General features: G+C 56.8%; 19 protein-coding genes. 11 read left to right on the forward strand and 8 right to left on the reverse strand.

Going from position 1 to position 26,962, the window contains the following annotated elements:
• The first annotated feature begins 20 nt into the window (after positions 1-20).
• The 4 genes from TBK1r_RS03820 to TBK1r_RS03835 are packed head-to-tail and all read left to right on the forward strand — an operon-like array spanning position 21 to position 7,112.
• Entirely contained in the window at positions 21-2,654 is a 2,634-nt protein-coding gene (locus TBK1r_RS03820; protein ID WP_145207606.1) for a hypothetical protein, read from the forward strand.
• Entirely contained in the window at positions 2,651-3,664 is a 1,014-nt protein-coding gene (locus TBK1r_RS03825; protein ID WP_145207607.1) for an ABC transporter ATP-binding protein, read from the forward strand. Before TBK1r_RS03820 ends, TBK1r_RS03825 begins: the two co-directional genes overlap by 4 nt.
• Positions 3,661-5,325 carry an ABC transporter permease subunit gene (locus TBK1r_RS03830; protein WP_145207608.1) on the forward strand — a complete coding sequence of 555 codons (1,665 nt, stop codon included), beginning with the start codon at positions 3,661-3,663 and terminating at the stop codon, positions 5,323-5,325. The genes TBK1r_RS03825 and TBK1r_RS03830 overlap by 4 nt, the downstream gene beginning before the upstream one ends.
• Positions 5,325-7,112: a HEAT repeat domain-containing protein gene (locus TBK1r_RS03835; protein ID WP_419580939.1), complete on the forward strand. Its 1,788-nt coding sequence runs from the start codon at positions 5,325-5,327 to the stop codon at positions 7,110-7,112. The genes TBK1r_RS03830 and TBK1r_RS03835 overlap by 1 nt, the downstream gene beginning before the upstream one ends.
• A gap of 308 nt (positions 7,113-7,420) precedes the next feature.
• Here TBK1r_RS03835 and TBK1r_RS03840 read toward each other — a convergent pair whose 3' ends face one another.
• Positions 7,421-8,692 (reverse strand): IS110 family RNA-guided transposase, encoded by a 1,272-nt coding sequence (locus tag TBK1r_RS03840; protein WP_145206998.1) that lies wholly within the window; start codon positions 8,690-8,692, stop codon positions 7,421-7,423.
• Positions 8,693-9,355: 663 nt separating this feature from the next.
• Positions 9,356-10,732 carry a hypothetical protein gene (locus TBK1r_RS03845; protein ID WP_145207610.1) on the reverse strand — a complete coding sequence of 459 codons (1,377 nt, stop codon included), beginning with the start codon at positions 10,730-10,732 and terminating at the stop codon, positions 9,356-9,358.
• 309 nt (positions 10,733-11,041) lie between these two features.
• On the opposite strand from TBK1r_RS03845, the gene TBK1r_RS03850 reads away from it, so the two are divergent.
• Together TBK1r_RS03850 and TBK1r_RS03855 are read left to right on the forward strand one after the other, a co-directional pair.
• Positions 11,042-12,196, forward strand: a complete 1,155-nt coding sequence (locus TBK1r_RS03850; RefSeq protein WP_145207611.1) for a DegT/DnrJ/EryC1/StrS family aminotransferase — start codon at positions 11,042-11,044, stop codon at positions 12,194-12,196.
• Between the two features lie 44 nt (positions 12,197-12,240).
• Positions 12,241-14,550: an O-linked N-acetylglucosamine transferase, SPINDLY family protein gene (locus tag TBK1r_RS03855; protein WP_145207612.1), complete on the forward strand. Its 2,310-nt coding sequence runs from the start codon at positions 12,241-12,243 to the stop codon at positions 14,548-14,550.
• A gap of 299 nt (positions 14,551-14,849) precedes the next feature.
• Here the strand turns inward: TBK1r_RS03855 and TBK1r_RS03860 are convergent, their stop codons facing one another.
• Positions 14,850-15,803 (reverse strand): integron integrase, encoded by a 954-nt coding sequence (locus TBK1r_RS03860; RefSeq protein WP_145207613.1) that lies wholly within the window; start codon positions 15,801-15,803, stop codon positions 14,850-14,852.
• Positions 15,763-16,155, reverse strand: coding sequence for a hypothetical protein (locus tag TBK1r_RS03865; RefSeq protein WP_419580940.1), 393 nt, complete (start codon positions 16,153-16,155; stop codon positions 15,763-15,765). The genes TBK1r_RS03860 and TBK1r_RS03865 overlap by 41 nt, the downstream gene beginning before the upstream one ends.
• An 830-nt stretch (positions 16,156-16,985) precedes the next feature.
• Between TBK1r_RS03865 and TBK1r_RS03870 the strand changes: the two genes are divergently transcribed.
• Positions 16,986-17,525, forward strand: coding sequence for a CbrC family protein (locus TBK1r_RS03870; protein ID WP_145207615.1), 540 nt, complete (start codon positions 16,986-16,988; stop codon positions 17,523-17,525).
• A gap of 1,102 nt (positions 17,526-18,627) precedes the next feature.
• Here the strand turns inward: TBK1r_RS03870 and TBK1r_RS03875 are convergent.
• On the reverse strand, positions 18,628-19,731 hold the full coding sequence (locus tag TBK1r_RS03875; protein WP_145207616.1) for an IS110 family RNA-guided transposase: 1,104 nt from the start codon (positions 19,729-19,731) through the stop codon (positions 18,628-18,630).
• Positions 19,732-19,994: 263 nt separating this feature from the next.
• Between TBK1r_RS03875 and TBK1r_RS03880 the strand changes: the two genes are divergently transcribed.
• A complete protein-coding gene (locus TBK1r_RS03880; RefSeq protein WP_145207617.1) occupies positions 19,995-20,267 on the forward strand; it encodes a DUF5661 family protein in 273 nt (90 codons plus the stop codon).
• Between the two features lie 84 nt (positions 20,268-20,351).
• On the forward strand, positions 20,352-21,044 hold the full coding sequence (locus TBK1r_RS03885; RefSeq protein WP_145207618.1) for a VIT1/CCC1 transporter family protein: 693 nt from the start codon (positions 20,352-20,354) through the stop codon (positions 21,042-21,044).
• A 366-nt stretch (positions 21,045-21,410) separates the two neighbouring features.
• On the opposite strand, the gene TBK1r_RS03890 is transcribed toward TBK1r_RS03885, so the two are convergent.
• From TBK1r_RS03890 to TBK1r_RS38230, 3 genes are read right to left on the reverse strand one after another with little or no spacing between them, the layout of a single operon-like run.
• Positions 21,411-22,568, reverse strand: a complete 1,158-nt coding sequence (locus TBK1r_RS03890; RefSeq protein ID WP_145207619.1) for an IS91 family transposase — start codon at positions 22,566-22,568, stop codon at positions 21,411-21,413.
• 15 nt (positions 22,569-22,583) lie between these two features.
• The gene (locus TBK1r_RS03895; RefSeq protein WP_419580941.1) at positions 22,584-23,246 is read right to left on the reverse strand and encodes a tyrosine-type recombinase/integrase; all 663 of its coding nucleotides are present in this window, start codon (positions 23,244-23,246) and stop codon (positions 22,584-22,586) included.
• Positions 23,247-23,293: 47 nt separating this feature from the next.
• A complete protein-coding gene (locus tag TBK1r_RS38230; RefSeq protein ID WP_419580942.1) occupies positions 23,294-23,575 on the reverse strand; it encodes a site-specific integrase in 282 nt (93 codons plus the stop codon).
• A 1,313-nt stretch (positions 23,576-24,888) separates the two neighbouring features.
• Between TBK1r_RS38230 and TBK1r_RS03900 the strand changes: the two genes are divergently transcribed.
• Both TBK1r_RS03900 and TBK1r_RS03905 read left to right on the forward strand, forming a co-directional pair.
• Positions 24,889-25,344 carry a hypothetical protein gene (locus TBK1r_RS03900; RefSeq protein ID WP_145207620.1) on the forward strand — a complete coding sequence of 152 codons (456 nt, stop codon included), beginning with the start codon at positions 24,889-24,891 and terminating at the stop codon, positions 25,342-25,344.
• 607 nt (positions 25,345-25,951) lie between these two features.
• Positions 25,952-26,446, forward strand: coding sequence for a hypothetical protein (locus tag TBK1r_RS03905; protein ID WP_145207621.1), 495 nt, complete (start codon positions 25,952-25,954; stop codon positions 26,444-26,446).
• Positions 26,447-26,962 lie beyond the last annotated feature (516 nt).

Below are 26,962 nucleotides of genomic sequence, written 5' to 3' on the forward strand. Positions count from 1 at the left end.
TTGAGATTGAGCAGTAGCGGATGATCCCAACGACCCTGAGTGCGGCCAGAATTAAACAGGTGGTCGGCGTTCTTGTGATGTGCGGTTTGATGGCCTTGCCTCCGGTTTTCTCGACCGGTGTGCTGGCCCAGGAGGATGTGTCCGAAAGCACAGTCGGGTCGCCCGCAAGCGACCCCCAAGCGAAGGAGCCTGCGGGTGTTGCCGTCACGGTCATGCCGTCTGGCGTCCAGCGGTTTGCCAGCGGCGGATGGGCGTCACTAGCTGTCGTGGGAGTCAATCACACCGATCAGGATGTCGAAGAGGTCGTATCGGTCTTTGTGGGAGATGATCCCAACCTTCAATTTTCGACTCGGTTTTGGCTCCCCGCGCGAAGTAAACGCCAATCCTGGTTGCCGCTTGCGATTCCGCCGAGCGAGCGGATCGACGGCAATCGTGTCGACCTGTCGATGATTCGCATTGCCGAGTCGGAGGGAGAAGAGTCGTTTACCGAGAACGTGAATCAGATGCCCGTGTCGGTGCGGTCGTTGATGTTGGCCGACAACGAGATCAACACGGGGCTGTTTGCCGGTCCACTTGATCTTGAAGGGGAGACGCGACGTGAAGCTACTCGGGAGCGATTGAACGCTGTCCTGAACGCGGGGCGTGATTCGGTCACCATGAATCCGAGTGATCTGCCGATCGTCAGTTTCTTGTCCAATTTTTTGCCACCGACCTATGGTGCATTGGACGAACTGGATCAAGTTGTGATCGCCGGCGACCAATTGCAGTACGATTCCGATGGAGTCGTCGCGATCCGGCGTTGGATCCGCCGCGGTGGTAGGGCTTGGATCATGTTGGATCTGACCAGCCAGTCTCTCGTCAACGATCTTCTTGGTGACGACGCGGACTTTACCGTGATCGATCGCACCGAATTGAACGAGTTTGAATTGCAGACCACCGATCCGGTCAGGGGAACGGCCGGTTCGACCGAAAGTTGGTCGTCGGAAACTCCAGTCGCAATGCTGCGGGTGTTGACACAGGCCGACGACGTCATCTGCCGGATCGACGGCTGGCCGGTCGCGTTTCGCAAACGTGTCGGTGATGGCGACGTCCTGTTCACAGCGTTGGGCGCCGATGGCTGGATTCATTCCGACCAAAAAGTGATGGCCGGCTTGAACCAACTGGCGCGAGAATTTTTTGAACCCAAGAACCAACCGCAGGATCTGGTCGCCGCGATGAAACCGATCGTCGATGACCAGATCGGCTATCAGATTCCCAGCCGTTCAACGGCCGCCTTCGTGCTGGGCGTCAACGCGTTGGTGATCTTGATCGGCGGAGTCTGGTGGGCCCGCCAACGACGACTCGAACGCATGGCGTTTCTAGTTCCCGTCTCGGCTATCGTGACCACGCTGATCATGTTGGCGATCGGTTCCTCACATGCCACCGCAATCCCCTCGACGGTCGCCACCAGCCAAGTCGTCCAGGTTCAGCCGGCCACCGGCGAAGCCGATGTGTCCACGATCCGCGCCGTCTACAGCCAACAAAGCGGTGACTTGGGGTTGGTGTCCAATCACCAGGTGATGACGATGCCGCTGGAGAACACGGGGGCGTCGCAAACACACCGAGTCAGTTTAGAAGACGACGGCACCAGCCGCTGGCTCGGTCCAGGGCAACCGCCTGGCGTCGTCCGACATCTAGTGTCCGATTCATCCACCACGCTCCAACAGCCGATCCGCGTGCGTGGCACGTTTGATGGCCAGGGTTTTCGAGGAACACTCTCCGGGCTCGACCCCCAAACCTGTCAGGATGGACTGATCGTCGCGTCGCCGGGGCCGATCACCGCGGTGACGATCGACGCGGATGCTTCCGCGGGGCAAGTCATCGCGGCAGCCTCCGATCGGCTTCCGCCCGGTCAGTTCATCCCCGGTTCCATTTTGACCGACCAGCAGCGGATGCGTCAGGACTTCTATGACGCGGTGCTCACCTCCTCCGAAGGTCATTCGCTCGGCCAGGGACCGTCGCTGTTGGTATGGACCGATCCTTTCGAACTCGGCGTCCAGTTCGACAACCGTTTCGATCAACGCGGGGCGGCGTTGGTGTCCATTCCCATTCAATTAGAACGACCCGCTGGCGGCGTCGAATTTCGAATCCCGTCCAGTTTCATCCGAACCGACGCTTTCTGGGGAGCCCAAGGGCGAACGACGCTGTTTAGTCCGCGCACCGGAATGTGGCTTGCCGAGATGACGAAGGCGGCCGAGGCGCAGTTGCTGTTTCGTTTCCCCGATGTCGTCGCACCGATGACGCTGCAACAAGTCAATGTGACGATGAAGATCAACGCGCCGTCGCGCACGTTTTTCGTCAACGCACTTGTCGATGATCAGCCCACCCGAGTCTTTCAGCTGGACAACGCCACCGGGGTGATAACGTTCACAATCGACCGTAGGGATGCGCTGCGTTTGCATGCCGACGGCGGGCTGTATTTGGCGTTCGGCGTCACCGAATCGTTCGAGGCGACGGAGCGAAAGGCCAACGCGTCGGACTCGGGCGAAGCGGGCGATCAAGTGGTCGACAACGCGACTTGGCAAATCGACTACGTTCATCTCGATGCAGTGGCGCAGATCAACACCAGCGACCTTCCCCCTCTTGACGAAGCTTCCGACACAGGCAAACCGTGAGCGATCAACAACCCATCATTGAAACCGTGGATCTGACCAAGCGGTATGATGAATTCACCGCCTTGGATTCCCTCTCGATCACCGTCCACAGCGGCCAGATCTTGGGGTTCATTGGACCCAACGGTGCCGGCAAAACGACCACCATCCGAATCCTGGTCGGGCTGCTCAAGCCGACCAGTGGCACGGCCCGAATTGCCGGTGCGGACTGTCTGACCGAATCGCGAAAGATCAAACGGCTGGTCGGCTACATGCCCGATGATTTCGGCAAGTACAGCAACATGCGGGTCGGTGAGTATTTGGATTTCTTCGGCGCCGCCTACGGGATCGGACGACGCAAGCGGATCGTACGCATTGATGAAGTGCTGGAGATCGCCGGCGCGACATACATGAAAGACCTGTTCGTCGATGCACTCAGTCGCGGGATGCAGCAACGCGTGGCAATCGCCCGAACCTTGATGCACGATCCCCAAGTGATGATCTTGGACGAACCGGCCAACGGGCTTGATCCACAAGCACGGATCGACATGCGAACGATGTTGTTGCGGCTGGCGGACATGGGAAAAACATTGATCGTCACCAGCCACATCCTGCCCGAGCTGGCGCGGGTGTGTGACATCGTGGCGATGATCACCAAAGGGCGGCTGCGGGCGTTCGGGACGCTGGACGAAATCATGCGTGATATCCAGCAACGACGCACCTTCGAAATTCAATTGGTCGACCACGACCAAGTCGATCGTGTGGTCGCGTTGGTCGAGTCGTGGTCCCGCGAGATGAACCACGAATCCGAGGTGACCGGGGCGACGACCGAGACGATGGTTCGTTTTACCACCGGATTGAACGACCGGGAAATCACGCCGTTGTTGACCCATCTGGTGGGGTCTGGCGAAGCGATCGCCCAGTTTCGCGAAGTGCCGACCGATCTGGAGGATGCCTTTTTGTCGGTCGCCAGCGGAAGTCACGGCGGCGATGCCCCGCAGACTCAGCCGGCAACGCAAGAGGCGGCTTCATGAGTTCGGCATTCAATCCCGTCGTGCAACGCGAGTTTTTCGGAATCGTCCGCTCGCCCAAAGCATTCGCAACGCTGTTGGCGCTGACAATCACGTTTTCGATTGCCGTGCTGATGCGCTGGCCGACTGATGCCACCGTCGACTTGAGCGGTGTGCAGTCGATCCAGGTGTTTCGTGTGTTCGGTTACGGCTTGTTGGCAGGCGTCGTTTTTTTGGTGCCCGCGTTTCCGGCGACCTCGATCGTCAATGAAAAGAACGCCGGCACGTTGGCCCTGTTGTTGAATTCGCCGCTCAGCCCGCTGTCGATCTATTTCGGCAAGCTCGCCGGCGTGTTGTTGTTCGCCCTGCTGGTCTTGCTGGCCAGTTTGCCGGGCGCTGCGGCCTGCTACGCGATGGGAGGCATCGACCTGAAGAGCGGGCTGGGGCTGTTTTACTTCGTGCTGTTGTTGTTGGTGTTTCAATACGCTACGTTGGGGATGTTGATCAGCAGCTATGTGCAATCGACCGACGCCGGAGTAAGGCTGACTTATTCGGTCATCTTCGCGCTGTTCTTTCTGACGCTGATCCCGAATGCGTTTTTTCCCGGCGGATCCGGAGTGATGGGAACCGTCGCCCAGTGGGTGCGCTACCTTTCCCCCGTGCCGGTGGTGATGCAGATCATGGGACAGGGCGGATTGGGTTCCAAGGGACTGATCACCTCACCCGGCAACATGCAGTTCATTCTGTTCACGCTGGTCAGCAGCCTGGTCTTTGCCGCGGTCACGATTTCCAGATTGAACTATCGGATTTTCGACCAGTCACGGGCACAAGGCGTGATCACCGATGACCGTGGATTGGTCGCCCGCTTGCTTCGACGTTTCCTGTTTATTGTCGACCCCCAACGACGCAAGCCTGGCATCCCGTGGTACCTGAACCCGGTCATGGTCAAGGAGTTTCGTTGCCGTCGCTTCGGCCGATCTCAATGGCTGTTTCGATTGGTCGCGCTCTGTGCCGTCGTCTCCATGGTGCTGACCTTTGCCGCTGCCACGAGTGTGACGAGTTGGGGCACCGAAACCATCGGCGGGTTGATGGTGATTTTGCAAGTCATCCTGATCGTCGTGATGACTCCCAGCCTGACCTCGGGGCTGATCAGCGGCGAACGTGACGGCGGTGGTTGGGAATTGCTGCGTCTGACACCCCTGTCGTCGCTAAAAATCGTCCGCGGAAAATTGCTCAGCGTGCTCTGGACGCTGTTGTTGGTGTTGATGGCGACGCTGCCGGGGTACTTGGTGATGATCTACATTCAGCCCCAGATGTGGTACCAGGTGAACTTGGTGCTGGTCTGTCTGGCATGGACGGTGGTGTACACGGTGGCGGTCAGCGCCGCGGTCGGCAGTCTGTTTCGAACCACGGCCGTCGCGACCACCGTCACCTACGTCGTCGTGATGTCTCTGTTCGTGATTCCGCTGTTGGTCTGGCTCGGACGCGGCGCCCCGTTCGGATTCGAAATGGTGCAACGCGTGTTGCTGATCAACCCGGTTGGCGCGGCACTCAGCGTGATCGAAACGCCCGGTTTTGAGCATTACAACCTGCTGCCCGCCGCGTGGTACGTCGCCGGTGGCTTTTCGGCCCTCATGTTCTTGGTCTTTGGTTTAAAAGTATGGCGTCTCACTCGTCCCGTCTAATGGTTGCGGTTTGGATTGCCGTTGCCCTCGCGTCGCTTCCCGTGTGCGGCATCCCCTCAGGGGCTGCCGATCCGGCGGCCGCCGCGTCATCAATCCTGGACGTCGATGACGTGATGGAGACGGACCCTGCGTTTGCCTATCGGGAATCGCTGCTGGTAATCTCCAACGATGCGATACCGCTTTGGTTGGAAGCGCTGTCCCGGCCCAACGCCCAATTGCAACGTGTCACGATCGACACGATTGCTATCGCACACCGCCGTGGAATGGAAGGCATTGACGTCGCTTTGCCGGCACTGGTCGAATTGGCCGGGCAGAGCGAACTGGACGCCTCGGTCAGACGAGCGGCGGTTCGTGCATTGATCGCAATGGACGCCCGCGATCAGTCGCCGCTGTTGGCGATGTTGGCTGAGAAATACGGGATCGCCATTTCCTCGCTCGTCGAACCCGCGTTGGTGAAATGGAAGTCGCCCGAAATGTCTCAGCAGTGGCTGACGCGGCTCAGCGGCAGCGGGGCGCGGCGGCAATCCCTGTTGATTGCGATCCAAGGCGTGGGCGCCCTGGAACTGCACGACGCATCCAAACCGCTTCGTCGCTATCTCCGAGATGTGTCCTTGCCCGGTGGAATCCGATTGGCCGCGGCGCGGTCGCTCGGACAACTGTCCGCCTCGGGGCTTGAGCCGCTGGCTGCCGAGTTGATCGATGGCGCGCAGGATGACGGCGATGTCGTCGCGGACCTGTTGGCCATTGCACTGTTGAGCCGACACACCGACCCGGCGACGATCCAGTTGCTGCAATCGCTGATGGGCCGCAGCAGTACCGCGGTCCAATCCGAAGCGTTACAACGGCTTTATGAAATCGATCCCAAGCTCGTGCTCGATTTCACCGAGCAGGCGATCACCAGTCCAGACGTCAATGTCCGTTGCACGATTGCGCTGGCGCTGATCGACAGCAAACAGGTGCCTCACATCGCGTCCCTCGCCACGCTGCTCGATGATGTCAATCCAAGTCTACGCCGGCAAGTGGCAGCGGCGTTGTTTGAACTGGCCCAGCTTCCGCCGCTTCGCGATGAAGTCATCTCGCAAGCGTCTGGGATTCTCGATCAAGACTCCTGGCGTGGCTGCCAGCAAGCGGCCCGCGTGCTGGTCAGTTTGGACTACAAGCCCGCCGGGGATCGACTCGTTGATCTATTGCGACATCCACGCGGCGAAGTGATGGTGACGGCCGGTTGGGGGCTCCGTCGATTAGGGCAAAAACAACACCTGCCGGCAATGCTGGGACGCGCCACCGAAATCCATCAGCAGTTTCGACAGGGAAAACTCAATGCGGGCTCACCCGGCGCGGTCGATCTGATGTCCCAGCTCTTCCAGGCCTTTGGACAGATGCAATACCGCGAAGCCGACGGGCTGGTCCGAGCCTACGTGCCGCGCAGTTTTTCACTCGGCGAGCGGGCGCGGACCGCCGCATCGTGGAGCGTCGGGTTTCTGTACCCCGACGAGGCCCCCGACGATCTGGTCAACATGCTGCTCTCGCGACTCAATGATGTCGAATCGCTGGAACCGGAGTACGGGACCGTGCGAGCGATGTGTGCGCAAAGTCTGGGGCGGATGAAGGCGAAAGCTGCCGTGCCGGATTTGCGACGGTTCGCCACCGACTTTGGCAGCCAAGTCAGTTTCTCCTGTCACTGGGCGATCGAGCAGATCACCGGACAGTCCTCGCCGCCGACCGTCTCACCGATCATCAACGACTACGAAGACTGGTTCCTGAAACCGGTGTCCGCCGACGAGTGAAACGGTGCAAAACGGGGCAAAACGATGACGGGCAAAACGATGGGGGAGGCAGAATGATGGGGGAGGCAGAATGATGGGGGAGGCAGAATGATGGGGGCATAGGCACCAAGTTAAGAATTAACCCGCCCTGGTAGGGAGGTGCGAGCGCAGCGAGGGGCATGCGCATCAATTTAGGAAGTCGCCCTCCCGTGTGAAGGTCGCGCAGTTTTTAAAGGCGCTGATCATAAAGGGCTTTCGTCACTCTCCCCCTGGGAGGGTCGAGCGAAGCGAGACATCTGAGCTCTGAGCAAGTGGCTTGTTTTCGGATTTCAGGAATTTTCGAGGTAGGGGACGATACCGGGTAATCGGCGTTTGAGAGTTTCAATGTATCGACCACAGTCGAACGGGATGCGGGTCTGCCAGACGCGGTAGAGAATCCGGATCCAACTACGTGCGAGCTTGCGTAGCACCGCGTGGTGTTTCATTCCTTGGGCTCGTAACATTTGGTAGCGAGCTTTGGTCCACGGACACCATGTCCGGGCTGCGGCTGCAAACTCATGAAAGGTTTGGCGAAGGTATTTCGGGCAGGCATAGCGCCGTTGAACATGACGCTGCTTTCCGCTTTGACGCGTGATGGGTGCGATTCCGCTAAAGGAAGCCAGTTCATCGGCATCGGACCAGCGATCACGCTGCGAACCGAACGCACACAGAAGTCGAGGCGCAAGTGCTGGGCCGGCTCCTCGGAGCGAGGAGAACAGGTGGGCATCGCCGTGAGCCTTGAACGACTCGCTAATCTGTTGGTCGAACTGCTCAATCGTTTTGATGGATCCTTCGATTTGCTGAGCCAAATGCTTAACCGTCATGGACATGGGAGTGATCAGGGCAGAGTCATCGCAGAGCAACGGCGAGCTACGAATGGCATCGAGGGCTTCTTTTTGCCGCTCCTCATTTCGGACTCCGTGTTCTCGCAGAACCCGAACAATCAACCGACGATCAGCACGACGGAGTTGCCTGGGATCAGGCCACCGCTTGAGTACAGCCAGTAGCAAATCCAGCTGGTGGGATTTGCCGAACAGCTCCAAAACTACAGGAAAATACTGTTTAAGTACGCTGATAAGCTGCTGACGCAGTTTTGTTTGGCTGCCTACGATGAAGCGTCTTTGCTCGCAAAGCCGGTTCAGCAATCGCGTCTGCTCATCATCAGGCAGCCATGCCTTAAGGGTCTCGATTCGTTCGCGAAGAAGCCTGGCCAGATACATCGCGTCGGTAGGATCACTTTTGCCATCGCCACCCGGATAGCTTTCTCGATAGCGAGAGAGTTGTTTAGGGTTAATCGGGTAGAGAACGATGTTCTGACGGAACATCAAGGCATGGATCAGGGGGCCCTTGGACTGTTCGAGCATGATCGCGATTTTCCCGCCCTTGGCTTTCTCAGTCATCTTGGCGATCCATTGGTTGATCGCTTCGGGGGTGTGGGGCAGTTCCATCGCCGATTCTCTGCCTTGAGAATCAATGATGTGGCAGTCATGTTTCTGATCAGCCCAATCGATTCCAACAAAAAGCGCGATGGATTGGTTGAGTGTGGGTGAATTGTCGTTCATGCTGTAGTCTCACCGAGTTGAAAGGCTTGTGTGATTGGTAGTCCAGCCTCACCCACTTCGGAAACCTTATAGAGAGCCCGCTAAGCTACATCTGAGTGATCCGTTTTGGGATGAAGCGAGCGGTGTGCTCGGAAGTCTCGCTAAGCCGTCATGCGGCTGGGGAGGGGATCCGTAGCACTCCGCTGGCTACCGCTTCAAATAATAATCAGCGCGGCGTTGAGAATCCGCCATGCCAAAGCTGCGCTGCGGAAAGGGCTGCGCGATGGCAAGGACGCTCAACGCCGAACACTGAGGAGATGCTATAAGGGGAGGGTTGCGCGGCCGGGCACCCACCAATGCCACCAATGACGCAAAACCTCCCTCCCAGTGTCGTCGCACACTCCTCCGCGACCCTCCCTGGAAGGGCATTGGTATCTACACATTTGTGCGTGTCAGATCTGTTCTGAGTGGATGGTTTCGGCCAACGGCCGTTCACATCCAAAGCCTTGGGCATCGCCCAAGGTCCGCAAACGAGAACGAGAGTGATTGGCCAACGGCCATACACAAAGGCCTCGTCAAACGCGAAGGTTGTGCATGGCCGTTGGCCAAATCTAAACTCATTGCGATCAGGTTCCTGGGGCAACGCCTGCCTACCTCGTTGAGCTGTGTCACCGTGAAAGTTCGTCAAACCAGTGCGAGTCGGCTTGCACCCTTGGCCAGGTCCAGACAAATGATCAGCTTGCCATCGGCACGGGCAAAGGTGCCGCTTTTTAACCGTGAAACCGAGGCAACTTCTGTCAACAAGATCGGCTTGCCCGCGTGCGTCAGCGCGGGAGCCTGGGTGATTGACGTGGCGTCCACCGAGATCGTGAAATCTTTGCACGCCAGCGGGGCTTCGATAGCGATCGTGCCAGCGTCGTGTCGTGTCAGCACCGTCAGTTTCTTTGCCGCCCAATAACGCGCAATTTCACTGACCTTCATCCATAACGTCTCGTTGCCGAATCGTGACGCCAGCGATTCGACCACGCGTTTGAACGCCTCAAATCCCGTCTTGGTCCCGTTGCAATACATGCCCGGCCAATGGCACAGCATCACGGCCGGCTGGCCGCGCTCGATCAAGTCCACCATCCGCCCCGACGTGGCATCGGCGCTGCAGTACAGATCCGGCTGCGACACCTTGCTGCCTTCCCAGCTGCCGAACCAGTCACCCGTCCCCGCCGGCACGTTCATCGTCAGGTTGGAAAGAACCTTGTCGCCGTCAAATTCCAGCTGGGGTTCGGTCGATTCATCACCGGTTTTGACGTACTTGAAATAGTGCGGCAACTCGCTGCCGTAAACATCACGGACCGCTTGGCCGGCCGCGACGGACAGCTTGTCTTTCACGCGGTTTCCAAATCCACCCGGTGTGGTGATGCCGTCGCAGTGCAAGCCGCAATTCTTCAAGATGCGAAGCGCATAAGCCAGGTATTCGGTCAAGTGATCGGTGCTGATGTCGGTTTGTGGATAGCTATTCTCCATCGTCCCCGCGTTGACTTCGGCCATCGGTCGGCCGGTCTTCAGATCGATCACCCGAGTGTGGGTGATCATCTCGGGATGGATGTCCCAGTTGGGCATCATCAGATCACGTACGAGCGCCAAGCTCTGGTCCAAGTCCTGTCGCGACCATCCAGGCAGCGTCCGGTCCAGCCAGCCGACACAGGCGGGATAGGGAACGATGCTGTATTTTCCTTTGACATCGTGCTGAGCGCACCATTCGCCAAACTCGCGGACAAACTGGTCGGGAATTTCACGCGGCCAGTCACGCCACGGCTGTTTGTAGACGTCGCGTTCAGGCCACGCATGGGCGAATTGCGGCATGCAAAAATGGCCCATGTTCACCAGGCAAGTCGAATCATCAATGATGAAGGACAGCGGCACCCGTGCCCGCGGATGGAGCACCTCGATGGTTGCCGAGTTCGGTGACGTGTCCTCAGCGACGGATACGCCAGACGAAGACAACGCGGCCATGCCGCCAAGGGATGCGGCCGTCAATCGGATCGCATCACGTCGGTTGATGATCATCGGCTAGCCTTTAAGCCTCGTGTGTGTCGGTCAGAGCACTAGAAACGGCGTCAGTATAGCGTGCGGCGCGCCGGCGAGGGAAAACCCTTGCTCGCGCCGCATCGGGTTGCACCTGTTGTGCGGAACACGCTTCTTCCCCCGTGTTTCTTCATGATTTCCAGCATCCTGCCGAGAGCGTTTGCATCGTTTGCTCGAACGGCAATCCGCTCAATCACAGTTTGACCTGTAGGACGATGATTCCACCATCCGACAACAGAAATGCGTCTAGAGAGACTCATCCCAGCTGTTCCATTGGCCTGCGTATCGCGAATGTCAGTCACAAAGACCACGCATCGGATCGATCGAAAGGTCGTCCAAGATGACGTGCTGCACGTCGGGGCGCCGAATGTAGGTGACCGCGCCTACTTCAATCAACTCGTCGACCAGATGTTCGAGCGGCGATGGTTTACCAACGACGGTTGCGTGGTCAAAGAGTTGGAAGCGAAATTGCGTTCCTATTTGGGCGTTAAACACTGTTTCGCCGTTTGCAACGCGACCAACGGTCTGCAGTTGGCCTATCGCGCGCTGAATCTGACCGGCGAAGTCATTGTGCCATCGTTCACCTTCGTCGCGACAGCCCATGCGGCACAGTGGTGCGGGCTGACACCCGTCTTCGCAGACGTCGATCGCGACCATCATACGATTTGTCCGCACAGCATCGAGTCGTTGATCACTGAGGAAACCAGTGCGATCGTCGGCGTGCATCTATGGGGAAACCCCTGCGACACCCAGGCGATCGAGGACTTGGCTCGCAAGCACGGTTTAGCGGTCGTCTACGATGCGGCGCATGCGTTTGCCTGTTCGAAAGACGATCAGATGGTTGGCAACTTTGGTGACTGCGAAGTGTTCAGCTTCCACGCCACCAAGTTCTTCAACACGTTCGAAGGCGGAGCGATCACGACCAACAGCGACGCGCTGGCGGAGCGACTGGCGTTGATCAAAAATTTCGGGTTTGCCGGAATGGACACCGTCGTCGACTTGGGCACGAATGCAAAAATGCCCGAAATTTGCGCCGCCATGGGATTGTCGCTGTTGCCGTGCCTGGATCAGCTTCTGGAAAGGAACCGACACAATCACCAGCTCTACCGTGCGCACTTGGACGGGATTCCCGGGTTGCGGCTGTTGACGTACGACCACCTTCAACAGAGCAATTGGCAATATGTGGTCATCGAAATCGACGAGAGTCGCTTTCGCGCCAGCAGAGACGGATTGGTGGCTCAGTTGCACGCGCAACAGATCCGCGCCCGTCGATACTTTTATCCCGGCTGCCATCGGATGGAGCCCTATCGGTCGATGGCTCGCAATCAAAACTTGACGCTACCCCACACCGAGACGCTTTGCAATCGCGTGGTCTGTCTGCCGACCGGTTCGGCAATTGACGAATCAGACATCGAACGAGTCTGTCGGGTGATCCGCGGATATTAAGGTCCAGCCTTCTCGCACCCCTCTTCATTTGGAATTAGGTCACGATGGCACGCAGCAAACCCAAAAGCCCGAAACGACGAAGGCCGCGACCGCGCCCGCCGCAGCGTCCCGTTACCGACACGCAAGCACTCGCGGCGAAAATTGACACCGCGTTAACGCTGCAGAAAGCGGGGAATCTGGAACAGGCCAAGCAATTGTATTGCGAAGTGCTGAGCGTGGATCCAAACCACTCCGATGCCTGGCATCTGCTCGGCATGACGCTCTACTCCGCAGCGGCCTATCCGAGTGCGCTGGAGTGTTTGGAAAAGGCGCATGGGCTGCTGGGGGATAACCCGGAACTGATGGGCCATCTGGCGCTGGTGTATCACGCGCTCGGAGACCTCCAGCGGGCTCGGCAAATGCTCAGCCAGCTCGTGTCAGTTGATCCAAACAATGCCGACACACGCAACAACTTCGGAGTCTTCTTGCTGGAGCTCGGGCAATTGGAACAAGCCGAGGAGCAGTTTCAGCATGCACTTCGGATCAATCCGGGTTCCGAACAGGCCTCGATGAATCTGGCAAACTGTTGGGTCCGGCAGAATCGTCTTCACGACGCCGAACAGATCTATGATGACCTGGTGCGACGCAACGGAGACAACCTCGACGTCCTGGGCAATCTCGGTGAATGCTACCGCCGCCAGTGTAAATGGGAGCAGTCACTGGAGTTGCTTCAGCGTGTGGTGCGGGCCCGTCCCGGTGACGTGGTTTCCAAATTGACGCTCGCGCGGACGCTGGTGAATCTGGGGCGGCTTGACGAGGCGGCCGAGCGTTTGGAACAGCTCATTGCGGAGTTTCCCCACTATCCCAAGGCGCACCATTATTTGGGGACTGTGTCGCTCACTTTGGGCGACGTCGCGAAAGCGGAGTCGGAGATTCAGTTGGCCTTGCAGCTCGACCCGGCGGACGCGCACGCACTCTGCTCGCTGGGGTTCGTCTATATCGAAACCGACCGGCGTCGTGAAGCGGCCGAATGCTTCGCCGAAGCTGTCAAGCTCGATGCCCGCATGAGTGGCGCGCATGGCTGTTTGCTGTATTTGATGAGCGGCGATCCCGACATCGACCCAAAGCAACTGTTCGAAGAACACGTCCGCTGGGGCGAGGTGCATGGAAACGTCCAGCCGCTTCAGCGACACCTCAACGTGCGTGATCCGAACCGCAAGCTGAGGATCGGTTACGCGTCGGCAGACTTTCGCGAGCACGCCGTCACGGCGTTCTTCGAGCCGCTGTTGAGTCTTCGCGACCGATCAAAGTTCGAAGTCTATTGTTATTACGAGTCCGGTGTGGAAGACCACGTGACCGGGCAATTGAAGTCGCTCTCGGATCATTGGCGCGTAACACTCGGTTACTCGGACCAGCAGGTGGCGCAGCAGATTCTGGATGATCAGATCGATATCATGGTGGATCTGGCCGGACACACGTCGGGGAATCGGTTGCCGGCGCTGGCCTATAAACCGGCGCCGATCCAGATCTCCTGGCTCGGTTATCCCAACACCACGGGATTGAAGGCGATCGACTATTGCCTGACCTGTGACGTGCAAAATCCCGTCGGCGAGCCCACGTTGCACACCGAGGAACTGATTCGGATTCCCGGTGGGTCGTTTTGTTTTGCACCGCCCCAAAACGCTCCCGAATTGTCATCCTTGCCTGCCCGCCGCAACGGCTATGTGACGTTCGGATCGCTGCACCGACCGTTCAAGATTTCCTCCTCGACGCACGATTTGTGGGCGGCTGCCTTGAAGGCCTGTCCCGATGTAAGGTTACTCGCGTTCAACACGCGGTTCAACGACTCGTTGAAGCGGGAATTGATCAGCGCGTTGGTTCAACGTGGTATCGATGAAAGTCGAATCGAAGTCCGCAGCACCTATCGCGGCGAGTCGTATTTAGAAACGTATCACGAGATCGATCTCGGGCTCGACACGACTCCGTGGGCAGGCGGGACGACGACGATGGAGGCCTTGTGGATGGGGATCCCGGTCGTCGGCTTTTATGGTGCCAACCGACCCTCGCGGGGCACCGCGGGGATCGTTCACCACCTCGGCAAGCCGGAGTGGATTGCCAAGTCGATCGACGATTATGCGTCCTCCGTTGGCCGACTCGCCGGCGACCTCGACGAGCTGGAACGTCTGCGAGGTACGCTGCGCGAGACGACGCGGCGCACGATCGCAGACCAACAGCGTTTCGTCACCGAGCTTGAGAAAGCGTATCGCCAAGCCTGGAAACGCTGGTGCGACCAACAGCTCGCACCCGCAATCACGTCGGCCATCCCCACCATCGAAACGGCCGCACCCAACGTCTCTGGCGATGTCTGCTCCTAACACCTCAGCGTTACGTTAATGGCAACTTAACGATCATTCCCCGGGGACCGACCCCGCTCCAGACCAATCGCAATCCTCCTACCCCAAAATCTTCCTACCTCTAATCATCCTACCCCTAATCTTCCTACCCCTAATCTTTCTGCCCCTAATCTTTCTGCCCCTAATCTTTCTGCCCCTAATCTTTCTGCCCCTCTTCAAGTAGGTCACGCTGTGCGTGACAATACTCTAAAATCATTCTGCCCCGAAATATTCTGCCATCCAGCTCGCCATCTTCATCCCCGCCGACGCGACCGTCCGCACTACTGATGGATCAAACGTCTGAAGAACCCCTGACCGCGAGGCCGGCGCAGCATGGCAATCACGGACGCCCTGATCCTGTTGAGCACTCCGTCTGCACCACTGGGAATGGCGGTTGTGCACTCACCGGAGAACGATTCGTCAGGGGAAAGGGGTGGGACGTCGATCTCCGCCTGACCGCGGAGACCAGTCTCATCACTCGCCAATGGTTCCGTTTGCGGAGCGTGTAAATCACCACCCTGGGCAGGCCCTGCGAGCTGGGGGCCGCCCCCTTCCGACGCTGCGTTTGTCTTTTCCGCGTTCCGCAACTCCTGCAAACGATCGAGTGGACTGACGACGTCCTTCTCGGCGTCGTTCAAACAATGCAGATAGATCATGGTTGTCTTGACGTCCTTGTGCCCCAGCAGTTCCTGGACTTGGCGGATGTCCGTATTGTCCTGCAACAAATGCGTTGCGAAACTGTGGCGGAACGCATGCGATGTGATTCGCTTCAGAATCCCGGCACGCTCGACCGCTGGCTTCAATCGAGACGGAAAGGTGCCCTCATGCATGTGATGACGGTGCATTCGACCGCTACGCGGGTTCTTGGATCGTTGACGAGAGGCGAACAGAAATTGCCATCGCAGCTCCTTGTGCGCGTTGGGATACTTGCGATCGATCGCGCGAGGCAAGTACACCGAAGCGGCACCCTCATCGAGGTCGCGCTCGTGCAGCGATTTTCGCCAAGCCAATTGCCGGCGTAATCCATCCACCGCAGTGTCCGGCAGCGGCACCCGCCGATCTTTCTTGCCCTTGGAATCGCAGACGATGATCAACTTCTGGTCGAAATCCAAATCCTTCACACGCAAGCTCAAGCATTCACTCAGCCGTAACCCGGCACCGTACATCAGCTGCGCCATCAGCAAATAGACTCCGTCAAGTTGCTCCAACAACACTGCAACTTCTCGGTGGCTCATCACCACCGGTGTTCAGACGCATTGTGCGACGCATCTGCTGAATCACCGGGGGCTCCGTGGCGTCGATCTGCCCGACAATTTCGTTCATTTCGGGGCCCGATAGCTCTGCCTGACGCTCCGAACTCGCCTTGTAACGCAATTGCGCCACGATCCGGTCCAGTCGCTCACCGCCATCCCGGTGAAAACGTTTCTGATAGTCCCAGAGCGCCTCAGCGATTTTCAATCTCTTCCAAGCCGGCGTGCCATTCTTCTTGCGGTCTATTAGGAATTCGATCACATCGGATTGACGAAATTGCCAACCCGCATTGGCTCCCGCACCATGAAACTTGGCAAGCTTTTTGTGCCAAATCAACGCCCAGTCGGGCTTGCCAGACTGCTGCATCCCACCGCCATTCTGCGTCGCCATCGGCCCATTCCCCCTCTGCGAAACCGGTTGGTAAGCCCGCTGTAGACAGTTTTTCGCTACGGAGGGGGTGGGTCAACCCTATCGGGTTGCAATTCTGACGAAAAACTGGATAATTCTGTGACAACTTATCGCCGACCCGCGGATAAGGCCGTCAAAAACTTATCCACCCGAGGATAAGGCGGCAGATAAGCCCCCCACCGCGGGCGACCAGGTAATAAACAAGTTCCTCGTCAGTAGCGAGACAACTCCAGACGTCGATCTGATTTGACGGATTTACTGGGCTGATTGCATGAGTGTCACGCTCTTTCGCCCAACGGAATATGCGTTGAGCTTTGGGCATCGGACGGTTTCGGTCGATTGATCGATGCCGCACGTTTGGATCGATTGCTTTGGATCGTCACGGCCTCTCGGCTGATGCAAATCGGAGACTTGGTCCGCGCCGCGAAGGACCTGCGTGCAGTTCCGATGAAACGCACATCAGCCTCTCCACGTGCCACCATGCCTGTTCTCTTTTCGTGTCATTTGTGTTTTTCGTGGTGAACCACCGCTAAATTGGTCCGCCAAATTCACGCCGCTCGTTTCGCAGACAAAGATTTGCGTCGTCTGTTTCGCCGCGGTATCCTCTTGCATCGGTCGCATCCAACGCTGCCGCCGAGCAATCGACGAGATCCGAGGAACAAAGCCGTGCACCTGAGCACTCGATCGCGTCTGTTTTGAGCTCAAATTTGTCCGCTCGTGCCAGGTGACGGCGGCCGTTCTGCCTATTAGTTCACCCAATGGGATCAACATTCCTTTACATCGCTGATGACGCAATGTATCCCTGCGGCGGAACCGAATGCCACCATTGTGAACGCCAAAACGTACCGATATTCACGTATTTCGGTCACATTGTGGACGCAAAACTCGCGAAGAATCCGCAACTCGCAGAAGACGAACCTGACATCGACGAACTTTGCGCGGATTGCATCTTGTCGGGCAACGTTCGCAAACATCTGATCGATGAGATCACAGCGACAATCAACCGTTTCGCCTACGACAAAACCGCCGCAACCGAGGCCTACCATAGATTCCCCGATATCCCGCTGTTTATGCAGTATCGAGACTGGCCGATCTGCTGCGGCGATTGGTGCGAATTCATGGGTTGTCCGTCAGCCTACGAAGAATCAAAGAGGATTCCGAACATACATGCTTACTGGGAGCGTGGCCCAGTCGCATGGAAATCTGAATTCGACCTAATGCCGGAGTCTTTACGGGAGGTTAGCTTGTTCAGGTGTCAGGAATGTTGGAGAATGTGGTTCACATGGCAGTTCACGTGAGGCAGAACCAAGCAATGCACCCGAGTCGCGAAGTCGGGCGTTTGGCAATTGAGAATTGCTCGTCGCGACCGGGTGATTGCGGACGTTCACGCTGCTAACCGACGCCTGACAGCAACGGCCCACCTCTTCTCTGTGTCCCTTCGTAGCCTCGGTGGTTGTTCATTCTCCACGGCTTGACTGGTGCGTTCAAAGGACGCCCACCGGAGTTGATCAGACGTCCATTTCCTAAGATTCGCATTTGATGTCATCGTTCGATAGGTACGCTGACGTACTTGCTGGAAGGACCTCACGCAAAGTCGCCAAGCCGCAAAGATCTGAACCCACTCCTTCGCGGCTTAGCGTCTTTGTGTGATTCTTGACTCTCTTGATGCGCGCTCGACTCGGTTGAACGAGACAAACCGACGCCTGTCGATTCCAACGCTGACAACCCACGCCTGACGTGCCGGCCGCAAAATGGGATTTTCGATTTCCCACTGCGTTTCAAATTGAGTACATTGGCAAAGAGCGGCGATGGCGAGGGCCGTCGTCGTGGCCGGTCGCGTGAACCATGTGTTCCTGAAAGAGTTTAGGCCTTTCGATTGATTTTCCATGCTTTTTCAACTTGATCGTGAGTGCGGATTCACGATAGGGGCGACAGCACCATCTTGGTGCCTTCGTTGTGGTTCGACTGACAGATGTTGTTGACGCTTTGAACGTCGATGGTTGGATCTGATTTCGGGCAGTTGCGGGTCGTTCTTTTCAGAGCCCTCAGCGTTGAAGACCCAGCGACCGCACCCCATACATTCCTTCGTGGGTCCCATCAATGCGTTTGCAATGATGCCTTGGCACGATCGGCCAAGCACAGATTTTTCGATGCGATCCGCCCACCGCAATCCAAGGCTCCTAATCAGTGCAACGTTCGACTATCAGGCTGTGAAGTGAATCACAACGAGGTCGGATCTACACATGGTTCCGGGCGAATTGGATAGGGTGAGCAACTCGGGTCCACAAGACTTGTCACGGTTGTGTCAAGCAGCAGAGGCCGAGCCGATGCCATCTCTGTTTCAAAGCTTCATGAGGCAAATTCGTGAGGGTGATGTATGAGTTGGGTTGTGAATTAGATTTAAGCTGCACGCTTGTTTCTTGTCTTCAATTGACTTTTACGGCGAGCGATCATGGCGTCGCGGCATTCGGTGTAGGATTGTTTCTCAACGAGCATGTTCCGGATGATCACCGACATCCGTCGCATTACCGCGGTCCGTGCGATACGACTTCCACGACGTGCACGAATCGGCTTGTACCACTGCTTCATGACAGGGTCGCGACGCAACACGTGTTGCGTGACTTGAGCGAGCAACCAACGCGCCATCGTGCTCCCCGTCTTGGTGATATGTCCGCGTCGCCCTTTGGCGTCCCCGCTGTCGCGAACACCGGGAGTCAATCCCCAGTAGTTTGCAAGGCTCTTGCCACGTGGGAAGCGTTTTGCATCACCGATACGACTGGCCAATGCCAGCGCGGAGTAGTATCCACATCCGGGGATGGTGCGAAGCAATTCGACTTCTTCGATTCCCTGACCACGAGATACAATGGTTTCTTCGAGTGACTTCATTCGCGTCGTTAAGCGTTCGAATTCCCCGAGGTGATAGTCCATTTCAGTTCGATCCCACGAAGGTAGTTTGACCGTTTTTAGCCAGGCGATGGCCTTCAACGTCGGGAAGGTTTTGGTCGGCATAGACCACTGCAGGTTGTGACGTCTGAGGATGTGTTTGATTTGATTGGTCGCACGGGTTCGCTGCCTCCCGGCTTGTTGCCGCAGTAAAGTGATGCGTTGGTTCTCGGCATCAATTGGAGAGGCGGCAATGACCTGTCGAACACCTCGAATCGGAATCCGATTGGCGATGCGCTCGCGATTGATCCACAGCAGTTCGCTGAGTGCGTGAGCGTCGCGGCGGTCTGTTTTTACTTTGGGCTTCTTCTCTGGTTGGATCAGAATGACTTCGGTGCATCCGAAGTTTGGCAGGGCCAGGAGCAGCCAATCGTTGAATCCACAGACTTCGACAATCGCGAAATATCCATCTGCTTCGGCCCTGGATTTCAGTCCGTTAAAGAACTCCTCGAATCGTTTGGGCTCCGTGCTGACTTGGCGATTGAGGATGACGTTTCCGTCGGATCCACGAAGTGAAAGAGTGAGTTGCTTTGCGTGTTGATCGATTCCGAGGTACAACATGGGTTCGGTTCTCCGAGAGGGACTTTGTATCAATTTGGGCTCGTGGGCTTAGCTCCCGATCACCCGACTCCCAGCATCTCGGAGAGCCGTTTTTTTGAACACCCAACTCTTTCATCGAAATCGGTGCACCGCAGTCGGCGAGTCAAGTTTGTTTTTGAGTTCCGGTCGATCGCGCCGACGCGGTGACCACCGCCGTTATGTCGCTTCAGTGTTCGCGTGAGCACGATTTGCGAATTTACAACTACGATCAAAAGGAGTTCCCGATGGGGAATCGACAATTTACATCGGAAGAAGCAAAAACGATCGGCGACCAACTTGGCGTCGATTGGAACAAGATCCCAATCGACGAGTTTCGCATGGGTTTATCCGTCGAACTGGAGCATGGTGCAAATGCCGCTGAAACGAATCTTACCGATGATGATTTGATCGCAACCGGAAAGATCGCGTTAGCACACCTCAAAGAATTCGCAGATTACTATACGCGCCTCGGAAAAATGGAAGCGGAGGCCGACGACTACTGGTCCAAGAAAAAGTAATTCCAAACCAACAGACTGCAAAAACCCAAATGTCTCCCCCTGGTCGTGCTGGACGTCATGTCCAGGCCAACCTGAAAGAACGCATTGTCTCCCCACAAAGAACTTCATCGCACCGATCGCATCGGCTGGCTACGCGCCGCCGTATTGGGCGCTAACGACGGCATCGTTTCAACGGCCAGCTTGGTTGTTGGCGTTGCTGCGGCTGACGCGACACACAACAACATCATGATCGCTGGCGTTGCTGGTCTGGTCGCTGGTGCCATGTCGATGGCCGCAGGTGAATATGTTTCCGTTAGTTCTCAAGCTGACACGGAAAACGCCGACCTTGCCCGTGAGCGAAACGAACTTGCCACCGATGGCGATGCGGAGCTTATTGAACTTACCGCAATCTATGTCCAACGCGGATTGGACGAATCGCTTGCGATTCAGGTTGCCGAACAGCTCACGAAACATGATGCAATCGGCGCACACGCACGCGATGAATTGGGCATCTCCGAGACAATGAGCGCACGTCCCGTTCAGGCGGCGTTTGCATCCGCCGCCATGTTCTCTGTTGGCGCGGCGCTTCCGCTTGCCACCGCGTTTTTACTTCCTGAAAAACGTATCCCGATCATTGTTTCCGTTACTTCACTGTTCTTTCTTGCGTTGCTTGGCGGCGTTTCCGCTCGCGCGGGCGGTGCTCCGATTGCAAAGGCTGTTGCACGCGTGACATTTTGGGGCGCACTGGCAATGGCAGCAACGGCCGGGATTGGTGCTATTTTCGGGGTTGCAGCATGATGGATACACCAACGACAATCACAGTCGCGACATAACCAGTAAGGATTTGACTTCGCGAGCTTGCGAGCCGAAGTTCAAGTCCTCTGTTCAAGAAGCCCGATAACGCTCGCTCGGCCGCCTAAATCTCTCTTGGATTTTGCTTCGATGGCCCGGGCTCGTTCAAGACGTATCTGCCAGGTGCGATGCTCTTCGGCGGTTGCCATGCTGGTCTCGATACGGTGAGCCGGCGGCAGCGGATGTGCGTTTTGCCTGCCAAGGTGCGCTTCGGCACCACGTCTGCGCGAATTTGAACGCGATCAGCGCAGAGCGTCTCTGTTCGCCTCCCCGATGACGTTTGATTTTGTGTCTCCGATTTCCGTTGAACGTTCAATTGGCTCTCCTTTGAAACGCCGCCGGTGGAGGTCCACGAGGAAGTGGCATCGGGTCGAAGCTGACCGTCACCACACGCAGGTCACCACCACAGTGGGCACAGCGAGGCTCGCTGACGAGACGTTCCGGTTGTGGAGCATGCCCGCTGGCCAACCAGTACACCCAGCCCAGATGCATCCACACAAGGAGTTGCAGTTCATCCAGGCGGATCGCCGAATTGCTGCTCATCCAGCCATAGTGCCGCACTTTCTGGAATCCGCTGGGGAGAATGTGCTGCGCGAATCCCTCGACGAACTTGACACCTTTAACGTTCCGCTCGATCGTCCGCTTGGCCTTTGTGGGCGTGACGGTGTACGAGACCGAACTGTCGGTGACCGAGACGATCCGTTTGTCGCTGATCGCGACTCGATGGATGTAGGGCGCGAGGTAACGCAATGAGCCCCACGCATTTCCGACCGCTTCGATGTCCACCACGAAGTTCTTCTTCCACGCTTCGCGCGGCACCGAATCGTAAAGTCCACAGCGGCGAAGCTCGTCAGCCAACTTCGCTTTGTAGACCCGAACCAGGGTGCCGTGGCGAAACAGGAAGCCTTGCGGTGTGCTCTGCCAGCCGATCGCCGCGCCCTCCTCATCGACCTTCACTCCACCGCCGGGGATGATGTAGTGAATGTGCGGATGATAGACGAGCGGATCTCGCCCCCAAGTGTGCAGAACGCCGAAGTAACCGAGCTTGCATCCTTTCAGTGCTTTGGTTGCGGCACCGACGTCCCGAATGCTCTGTGCCGAAGCATCAAAGAGCGAACGATAGCCTTCACGTTGGTTCGCGCGCAGCACCAAGCCGACTTCACGGGGAACCGTGAAGGTGACGAAGAAGTGATGAACCGGTAGCAACCGCTTCTGATGCTTCTCGATCCAACGTTGCGACTTCTCGTGACCACAGGTGGCGCAGTGACGATTTCCGCAGCTCCGTCCCGTCCAATGCGTTTGGCCGCAGCCGTCGCATCGATACAGGACTCCGCCAAGGGCACCGGTTCGGCAAAACGGCAACAACGAGATCACGCGTGCAACCTGATACAGTGACTCGGGGAGCGGGTCGGGAAGCTTGGCGAGGTATGCCGGTCCATGCTTGGCGATGGCTTCGGCCAGCGTGGACACGTTTCGGCGACCGGTTTACTTCAGTCGTGCGGGACAGCCGAGCGCATCGGGATCATCGTCGTCCCCCGGCAACTTTCCGAACAGTCCGTCGATCGCTCCCCGCGCATTGGCCTCCGCATCTTCGGTCAGATGTAGATAAACGAGGGTCGTCTGCAGCGAGGAGTGCCCCATGTATTTCTGGATGACCTTCAGCCCAACTCCGGCTTCGAGCAGATGCGTTGCGTAAGCATGTCGCAACGTGTGGATCGTGATTTTCTTGCCGAAGTTGAGCTTCTTGGCGATCTGCTTCATCGCACCTTGGACGGTGGTTTCCGACATCGGACGCTCGGCCTTGCTCTTGCCATGGATGTCGAAGCAGTACCCGGGCGAAACGGCGGGGAAGATCCACGTGTCGTGATGATGGGTCAGCCAATAGGCACGCAGCAACTTCAGAGTTGATTCTGGCAGCGGGACGTAACGATCCTTTGCCCCTTTGCCGCGGTGGATGTGGGCAAAGCCGCGTTGGCTTTGCAGATCCGTCGTCTGCAGATGAAGCGCTTCGTTCAGCCTTAAGCCCATCGAATAAGCGGTCCAGAAATACGCGTAAATCCGCAAGGTGTTCGCCTGACCGATCAACTCGTGGGTTTGGCTGATGGTCAGGACTTCCGGCAGTGCGGTGATGTTTTGCAGTTTGAGCATGGAAAAGATGTCCCAGTCTCGCTTGCAGGTGCGGGTAAAAAAGAACTTCACTCCCGAGAGGGCACACGCAGTGAACCGTAGGCGAAACCTCGGTCGTTCTTGAGGTGCAAGAAGAATTGGCGAACATGGTTCTCAGTGACTTGGTCGGGGGAGCACTTGGCGAAATCGGAGAGTTGCCGGATGGCACGGATGTATCCGTCGTGTGTCCGCTTGGCCATCCCGGAGAGTTGCAGGTCTTCGCTGAGTTTTTGACGAAGATCCTCGGGAAAGTAGGCCCCCAGAGCAGCAGACTTTTGCGAATTGCGGCGACGATTGTTAGACTTGGACATCGAAAGTTCCTTGTGGAAGGAGTGTGTGAAGCGGTTCACCGTGAACCGCTCCTTCCATCAAGGTCTCATACCCACCAAAATCCCGCCGCGAAGCGGCTTACTTGAACAATCGGATGCACGACGAGTCGCCGAGTAGTGGTTTTTGAAGTGGAGGATCGCTCGCGGCGACCGCGTGATCCGTTACGTTCCTCGTAGGAAGCGAGACAACTCCAAACGTCGATCAGTGGTGATGGATTTACTGGGCCGATTGATCGAGTGTCGTGCATTTTCGGTCAACGCAATCCGCGTTGAGCTTTCGATGTCGGACCGTTTCGATCGATTGATCGATGCCGCACGCTTGGGCCGAATGGCTTTGGATCGTCACGGCTCATTGGCTGACGCGAATGGGAGACTTGGTGCGCGCCGCGAAGGACCCGTGTGCGGTTCCGGTGGAACGCACATCAAACTCTCCACGTGCCACCATGCCCGTTCTCTTTTCGTGTCATTTGTGTTTTTCGTGGTGAACCACCGCTAAATTGGTCCGCCAAATTCACGCCGCTCGTTTCGCAGACAAAGATTTGCGTCGACTGTTTCACCGCGGTATCCTCTTGCATCGGTCGCATCCAACGCTGCCGCCGAGTAATCGACGAGATCCGAGGAACCAAGCCGTGCACCTGAGCACTCGATCGAATCTGTTTTGAGTTCAAATTTGTCCGCTCGTGCCAGGTGACGGCGGACGTTCTGTCGTCACTTACTGCGACGTCATTTCCGAGGGTTTTGTTTTTTGCCAAGTGTCAAGTTTAGCCTTCGAACGCTGCTCATCCTTGTCGCGGTGCTCGCTGTTGCAACGCAAATTTGGATGAATCTGGAGTACAATAAACGTTGGCAGAGGACTCGAGCAGACCTTCGAGTTTGGGCCACCAACGTGGGTGTTGGTGAAAAACGACGTTCATCGCATTTCACTTGTAGATTTGCCACTCAGTCAACACCATCGGCAACTTTCTCCGTTTCGACTTTTAGGTTACGGAAAGCGAAGGATGGTAGTTGGATACAAAGTACGGGGCCAACTCACCCTACTCGAATTTTTGTTGTTCCACCAGGAAAATGGGTCGATAGCGTAGAGGACGTCATCGAGACATGGGACCAGTTCCGATCGCACTAACTCGTCCTGAACACGTCAACAGCAAAACACTGACAGAACCATGAAATGCACGGCAGGACGGGAGTCGCGATTCTTGGACTGCTTGCAAGTCTTTCGCCCGTCCACCGTGATTTCTACCGTTCTGACACAAACAAACACTGTTTCGATTTTTAACTCTTTGGAGGGATTCGTAATGTATCGCTTTATTGCTTGTTCAATCGTTTTTCTATTGGCAGTTTCGTCAAACGCCGCCGAACCACCGAGTCGCCACCAGGACGAGCTTTGCGAGATCAAACACCTGCTGTCCGATCTCACCCGTCGTGTTGCCAATCTTGAAAATTCGATTTTGAATCAACAGACGAGTGCGGACGTTTCGATTCACTTCGATCTACTCCGTATTCCGTACAGTTCTGATGACGAACGCGAACTAGCACGAACCCAAATTTCGGCCAAGGGGCGCGACACTTACTTCGCGGGACATTTCTCGACAGATGCTGGATGGCGCAATATTTTGGTTGATGATTCTTGCGACATCGAATCAGGTGTGGTTCGAACTGCAGCCCTCTCGCTAAAGACCGGGTTAATGAGTGAGATTCTTGACGACGGCAAGGCGTTGTACATCGTGCATGTGACCAATCGGACTCACTAGGGACGGTCAGAACCAGCGGATGCACGTGAGCCGCCGAATTGACTTTATTGAAGTGGTCAGTCGATCGCGGCGGCCACGTGATCCGTATCGTTACGTGAAAGAATTGGAATATCGACCGATTCAACGAAGCATAGACAAGTTCCCGAGACGCAAGCCGTCACGCCCACTGAAGTTCTCAATCGCTCGTTTGCTATTCGCTACTGCAGGCGTCGCGATGGTGATTGCAACGATGCGGACCGTAGTCGCTCGCACGGGCTTGGACGCCCCATACGCGAGCATTGTTGGTTTCGCATTCGCCGGCGCATTTCTACTGGCATCGCTACGAGGCGACTGGGATCAACTAGGTGCTGCCTGTATACTCTTGTTTCCGACATTGCTCGCAGCCGCGTTTGTCCCGGTCGCGATCCCGTTCATCTTGGTTTCCGTCTTCGAGTTTGGGTTCGTAGGTGCATTCATCGAGAATCGTAGACGCAAAAAATCACCCGGCGCAAAGAAGACGAGAATCACGTAACCATGCCGTGCACCGAAGGACGGCTTGCGCGGTTTTTGGAGTGGAAAATCAATCGTCCGTCCTCGGTGACGGCTGCCGTTCTGCCATTGAAGATGCATGAAACTGTTCGCTGATTTGACAGCTGACGACATTCGCAACCACCCCGTGTGGGAATTCTGCAATGACGTTGAATCCAAATTCGGCGACGCAACTGTCATCCGACCGGTGAATGACGTACCGGTTTCCGACCTTGGCAATCGCGTGGTTGGGACGACACTGCAATTTGCAAATGGTGACTCCGTTGTTGGCATACTGAGTAACATCGACCTTAACGATCACACGCAAACAGAGCATTTCGTTGCACTGACCTTGTACCGTGATGACGGCAAGCTGTTCCATTTGGCCCGGTACCATGACTTCAACATCGACACTCACGGCCCAAACGAATGCGCTGCTTTCTTCGGCCTCGGCATCGCGGACGTCTTTCCAATCACCTACGATATCGGCTCTGTAGCGATCGGTGTTCCGGCTTCAATTCGTCGCGAGATACACGCTCAGCCGAAGCGACGTCTCGATGACGACGAGTTGATGCGGATGGCTGTTTCTGGCTGATGCGACCGAAGAAGGCAGAACCATCCGATGCAACCGAGCGGCGAAGTCGGACGTTTTAAAGTGGATGATCAACCGTCGCCGCCGGCTGATCGGTAACGACTATGAAGTCCGACATATGCAAGTGGCGGGTGCCACAATTTTTGGATTTTTAATTCGACATGGTCAGTGGTTCCTTGGGAGTGTCTTCGTTGGTGAGCGTTGAGGGAGTGGCCGCCTCGCGGTGATTCGTCGTGACGTTTCGACAAGGATGTTGATTAAACGACTATTCGAGGTGTGAACGCAATTGAACTTCTCGTAGATCCGCACTCGGCGGACTGCGTTCCCTCAGTGGTCCTTACACGGTTCAACCATCATTGATCGGTGGTGTGATTCCGCGCTGGATGCAGCTTGCCTGGAGGCTTCTTTGACTGGAGGCGTCATTGAGCAGCAAGCTACCTTCCGTCGGTGTGGCACATTCTTTAGGGCGACGTGTCTGAACCCTCTGCCGATTCGCTGCAGCGAATGGCTCCTATTGCG

It is taken from the genome of Stieleria magnilauensis (assembly GCA_007753675.1).
In the GTDB taxonomy this organism is placed as follows: domain Bacteria; phylum Planctomycetota; class Planctomycetia; order Pirellulales; family Pirellulaceae; genus Stieleria; species Stieleria magnilauensis.

Coding starts and splice junctions, on each gene's coding strand:
- TBK1r_RS03820 (WP_145207606.1), top strand. CDS start 21: ATGATCCCAACGACCCTGAGTGCGGCCAGAATTAAACAGGTGGTCGGC.
- TBK1r_RS03830 (WP_145207608.1), top strand. CDS start 3,661: ATGAGTTCGGCATTCAATCCCGTCGTGCAACGCGAGTTTTTCGGAATC.
- TBK1r_RS03835 (WP_419580939.1), top strand. CDS start 5,325: ATGGTTGCGGTTTGGATTGCCGTTGCCCTCGCGTCGCTTCCCGTGTGC.
- TBK1r_RS03840 (WP_145206998.1), bottom strand. CDS start 8,692: ATGAACGACAATTCACCCACACTCAACCAATCCATCGCGCTTTTTGTT.
- TBK1r_RS03845 (WP_145207610.1), bottom strand. CDS start 10,732: ATGATCATCAACCGACGTGATGCGATCCGATTGACGGCCGCATCCCTT.
- TBK1r_RS03850 (WP_145207611.1), top strand. CDS start 11,042: ATGTCAGTCACAAAGACCACGCATCGGATCGATCGAAAGGTCGTCCAA.
- TBK1r_RS03855 (WP_145207612.1), top strand. CDS start 12,241: ATGGCACGCAGCAAACCCAAAAGCCCGAAACGACGAAGGCCGCGACCG.
- TBK1r_RS03860 (WP_145207613.1), bottom strand. CDS start 15,803: ATGAGCCACCGAGAAGTTGCAGTGTTGTTGGAGCAACTTGACGGAGTC.
- TBK1r_RS03870 (WP_145207615.1), top strand. CDS start 16,986: ATGGGATCAACATTCCTTTACATCGCTGATGACGCAATGTATCCCTGC.
- TBK1r_RS03875 (WP_145207616.1), bottom strand. CDS start 19,731: ATGTTGTACCTCGGAATCGATCAACACGCAAAGCAACTCACTCTTTCA.
- TBK1r_RS03880 (WP_145207617.1), top strand. CDS start 19,995: ATGGGGAATCGACAATTTACATCGGAAGAAGCAAAAACGATCGGCGAC.
- TBK1r_RS03895 (WP_419580941.1), bottom strand. CDS start 23,246: ATGCTCAAACTGCAAAACATCACCGCACTGCCGGAAGTCCTGACCATC.
- TBK1r_RS38230 (WP_419580942.1), bottom strand. CDS start 23,575: ATGTCCAAGTCTAACAATCGTCGCCGCAATTCGCAAAAGTCTGCTGCT.
- TBK1r_RS03900 (WP_145207620.1), top strand. CDS start 24,889: ATGTATCGCTTTATTGCTTGTTCAATCGTTTTTCTATTGGCAGTTTCG.
- TBK1r_RS03905 (WP_145207621.1), top strand. CDS start 25,952: ATGAAACTGTTCGCTGATTTGACAGCTGACGACATTCGCAACCACCCC.